This is a genomic window from Steroidobacter sp., assembly GCF_016790065.1.
Classification (GTDB): domain Bacteria; phylum Pseudomonadota; class Gammaproteobacteria; order Steroidobacterales; family Steroidobacteraceae; genus Steroidobacter.
Genome location: NZ_JAEUPY010000292.1, coordinates 1 through 2,810, shown reverse-complemented (window position 1 = coordinate 2,810; position 2,810 = coordinate 1). Strand labels below are relative to the sequence as shown.

The 2,810-nt window shown below is 62.7% G+C and carries 3 protein-coding genes; 1 reads left to right on the top strand and 2 read right to left on the bottom strand.

Annotation, left to right across the window (positions count from 1 at the left end; all coding sequences use genetic code 11):
• The coding region (locus JNL55_RS12485; protein WP_293853297.1) for a hypothetical protein at nucleotides 1–198 on the top strand (198 nt) is incomplete at its 5' end.
• 90 nt (nucleotides 199–288) lie between these two features.
• On the opposite strand, the gene JNL55_RS12480 is transcribed toward JNL55_RS12485, so the two are convergent.
• Together JNL55_RS12480 and JNL55_RS12475 are read right to left on the bottom strand one after the other, a co-directional pair.
• Nucleotides 289–687 (bottom strand): type IV pilin protein, encoded by a 399-nt coding sequence (locus tag JNL55_RS12480; protein ID WP_293853295.1) that lies wholly within the window; start codon nucleotides 685–687, stop codon nucleotides 289–291.
• A gap of 44 nt (nucleotides 688–731) precedes the next feature.
• Nucleotides 732–2,810: pilus assembly protein (locus JNL55_RS12475; RefSeq protein WP_293853293.1), on the bottom strand; the 2,079-nt coding region annotated here is incomplete at its 5' end.

Here is a 2,810-nt window from a genome sequence, read left to right as displayed (position 1 = left end):
CAACCGCTGGCGGCAACGAGCGCCAACGCAGCAATACCTGCCTTCAGCGTGGTGGAGATGGTGTTCTTCATGACTTCTTTCCCCTTCATAACGGGTCGGATAAAAAAGGACCAGAGCGACAAATTTTCACGGCCTCTTAATCCACGAGAGTTATGGCTGGTTCCCGTGAATCAGGCCGGTCAGCTTTCGTTGTTGTAAAAGCTGCCGGCGTGGCCGAGCGCGGAGGATACAAGATTGGACCAACGCGATAAAGCACATTGGCTCAATCGTCGTGGGGACGCGACAGGGTTACCAGCAGGTAGCGGGCCCGCGCTGGCCGCGATCGTTGATTGTGATGCTGGTGCAGCCAGAGTCTGCCACCTGGCCGCCTTGAGCCGCTGCCGTCAGAGTGAACGTGGTATCGGTCACGCCGCTGATCGAGACTCGGTAGTGGCCGCCTGAAGTGAGGGCATCGGCGGCGCCTTGACCCGCGGCACAGTCTGCGACGGTGTACGACATATATCGCGTAAAGCACTTTTCGAGCTGTAACGCCCGCTGTTCGAGCCCGGCGCGCGCTTCGGTTCGCGTCGAGCGCAGCACTTGGTTGCGATAGTTCGGGTAGGCAATCGCGGCCAGAATGCCCACGATGCCTACCGCGATCATCAGCTCGACCAGCGTCACGCCACGTTGCTTGTGTGCCATCTTCATGAGCTCAGTTTAGCCATTCCATGTCGGTCGTGACGCGGTCCTGATCAGCGGATCTGTCGCCAGGACTGCCGGCCCGTGCCGCCAATGCCAGGGTTCTCGACCACCACCATGATGTTGCCGCTACTGCCGGGCAGATACTTGTATTGAACCGCCGTGCCGCTGCCGGCCGGACCGAATTCGCCGGTGGCGATGGCGGGCGTCGGCAGGATGCCGTACTCGTTGTCCTGCGAGCCGAGGCCGCTGGCCGGCACGTTCGGACCGGCGGCGGTCTCCGGCACGTTGTCATCGGTGCTGAACAGGCCGTCACGGTTCAGGTCGAACGGCGATTCGCCGAGTCGGCTGCCATCCAGCGCATCCAGCTCCATCAGCCAGCTGCTGCCGCCGAAGCCGCAGGCATCCGCATCCGGAATCAGCGTGGTGAAGATGATCTTGCCGTCGCGGACTGTCGAGTTGGTGACTTGCTTTTCAGCCTGATAACCGCGCGTCGGCGACACCAGATCCATGTACCAGCCCAGGCCTGCGCCCAGCGAGTTGTCGGTTGAGGTGCGCACCGTCGAGGTGGTGCTGGTGCCGTTGCTGTTGGTCTTGGTGACCGTCACTTCGTCCAGAATGGTTTGCCGGGTGAGCGTGGGCGAGCGCGTGTTGAGGGGGTAGGTCACGCGAGCGTTGCGATCCACGATGCCATAGAAGCTCTGGGTGACCTGCGGCGTGCGCAGCTTGTCGGAAGCTTCCAGATATTTGCCGGTGCCGAACAGCACCATCTGGCCGTTGCCCTGCGGGCCGCGCGTGACTTCCGGACGAGTGGTGATCGGTTGCACGTTGTTGCTGCCGTCACGCGCGGTGAACAGCGGCTGGCCGCTGAAGGCCACGTTCCAGGCGGTCGAACTGGTGGCAGTGAGATCGAACTTCCACATGTTGCCGTACAGATCGCCGGCGTACACATAGTCGACCACGTGATCACCTTCGACATCGACCACGGTCGGGGTCGACAAGCCGTTGCCGTACGGAATCGTGCCGGTGGCGTTGTAGCCGACGCCGGTGTCGAGCTTGCGGGCCACGCCGGTTTCGAGATCCACCAGGAACAACACCGCGTTGCCGGTGGTGCTGGTGTACGTGTCGCTCTGCATGCTGTTGTAGCCGTTGCCGAAGATCACGTACCACTTACCGTCGTGCAGTTTCTGGATGATGGGCTGGCTGTAGGTGTAGCCCAGGTCGCGATCGGTGGCGTCCGTGAACTCCCAAAGCATCTGGGAGGCGGTGACGCTCTCAGGATTGGTTACGTCGATGGCATAAATGCCCTGGCCGCCTTTGTTCAGGCCACCTGCGATCACCGTGCGCCACGCCTTGGAACCTACGCCGCGCGGGGCGAAGTAGGCGTCACCCATGCTGGGCGAACCGTCGACGTAGAACTGGTGACCGTAGTCCTGTGCGGCCAGCAAACGCAGTCTCGGGAACACCGCGCCCGGAATGTATGAGAACGCTTCGTTGCCGCGGTTGGTGCCGTCGGCATAGAAGCCGTGGAGCATGCCGTCGTTGGCGCCGACATAAATCATCGATGCGCGGCTGGCCTGGGCGGTTTGGAACGCGCGATAGGAGGCGGCTTCCAGACTGTCCGGATAGCGGAACGGCGGCTTGCCGACGAACAGCGGTGCTGAGTTGACGATGTCGCCGAGTTTATTCGCGCCGTCCGGATCGCGACGCACGCGGTAGTTACCAGCGACGGTGCCTTCGTTGGTATCGACGCCGCGCAGATAGTTCAGCATGCGTTCGGCTTCTGTCGCGCGCAGGGCCGGCGTAGCGAAGGTGCCCGGCGCAAGTTCTTGCACGCGGGTGGTGTCGCTCTCGAGATTGCCGGACCAAGTGAACGGCACAGCGGTACCGGCGCTGTTGCGCGTGAAGATGTTGCGAGCACCTGGAGCAGGGATGCGATCGGCGGCGTCGCGCACGGTGCTGCCGATGAGTTCTCCGTTCTCCGGGTTGATGCCGTACGACAGGAGCTGACCGGTCCAGTCGGCGCTACGGAAGCGCGCCTGATAGATCAGCGATTGGGTGCTGATGCTGCCACTGTTGAGCGCGGCGGCCGAGGCCGTGCTGGTGCGATCGACGATCGAGCGCAACACCGA

What these genes read in the sequence shown, in the direction of transcription:
- JNL55_RS12480 (WP_293853295.1), bottom strand. Translation starts at nt 687, where the DNA reads ATGAAGATGGCACACAAGCAACGTGGCGTGACGCTGGTCGAGCTGATG.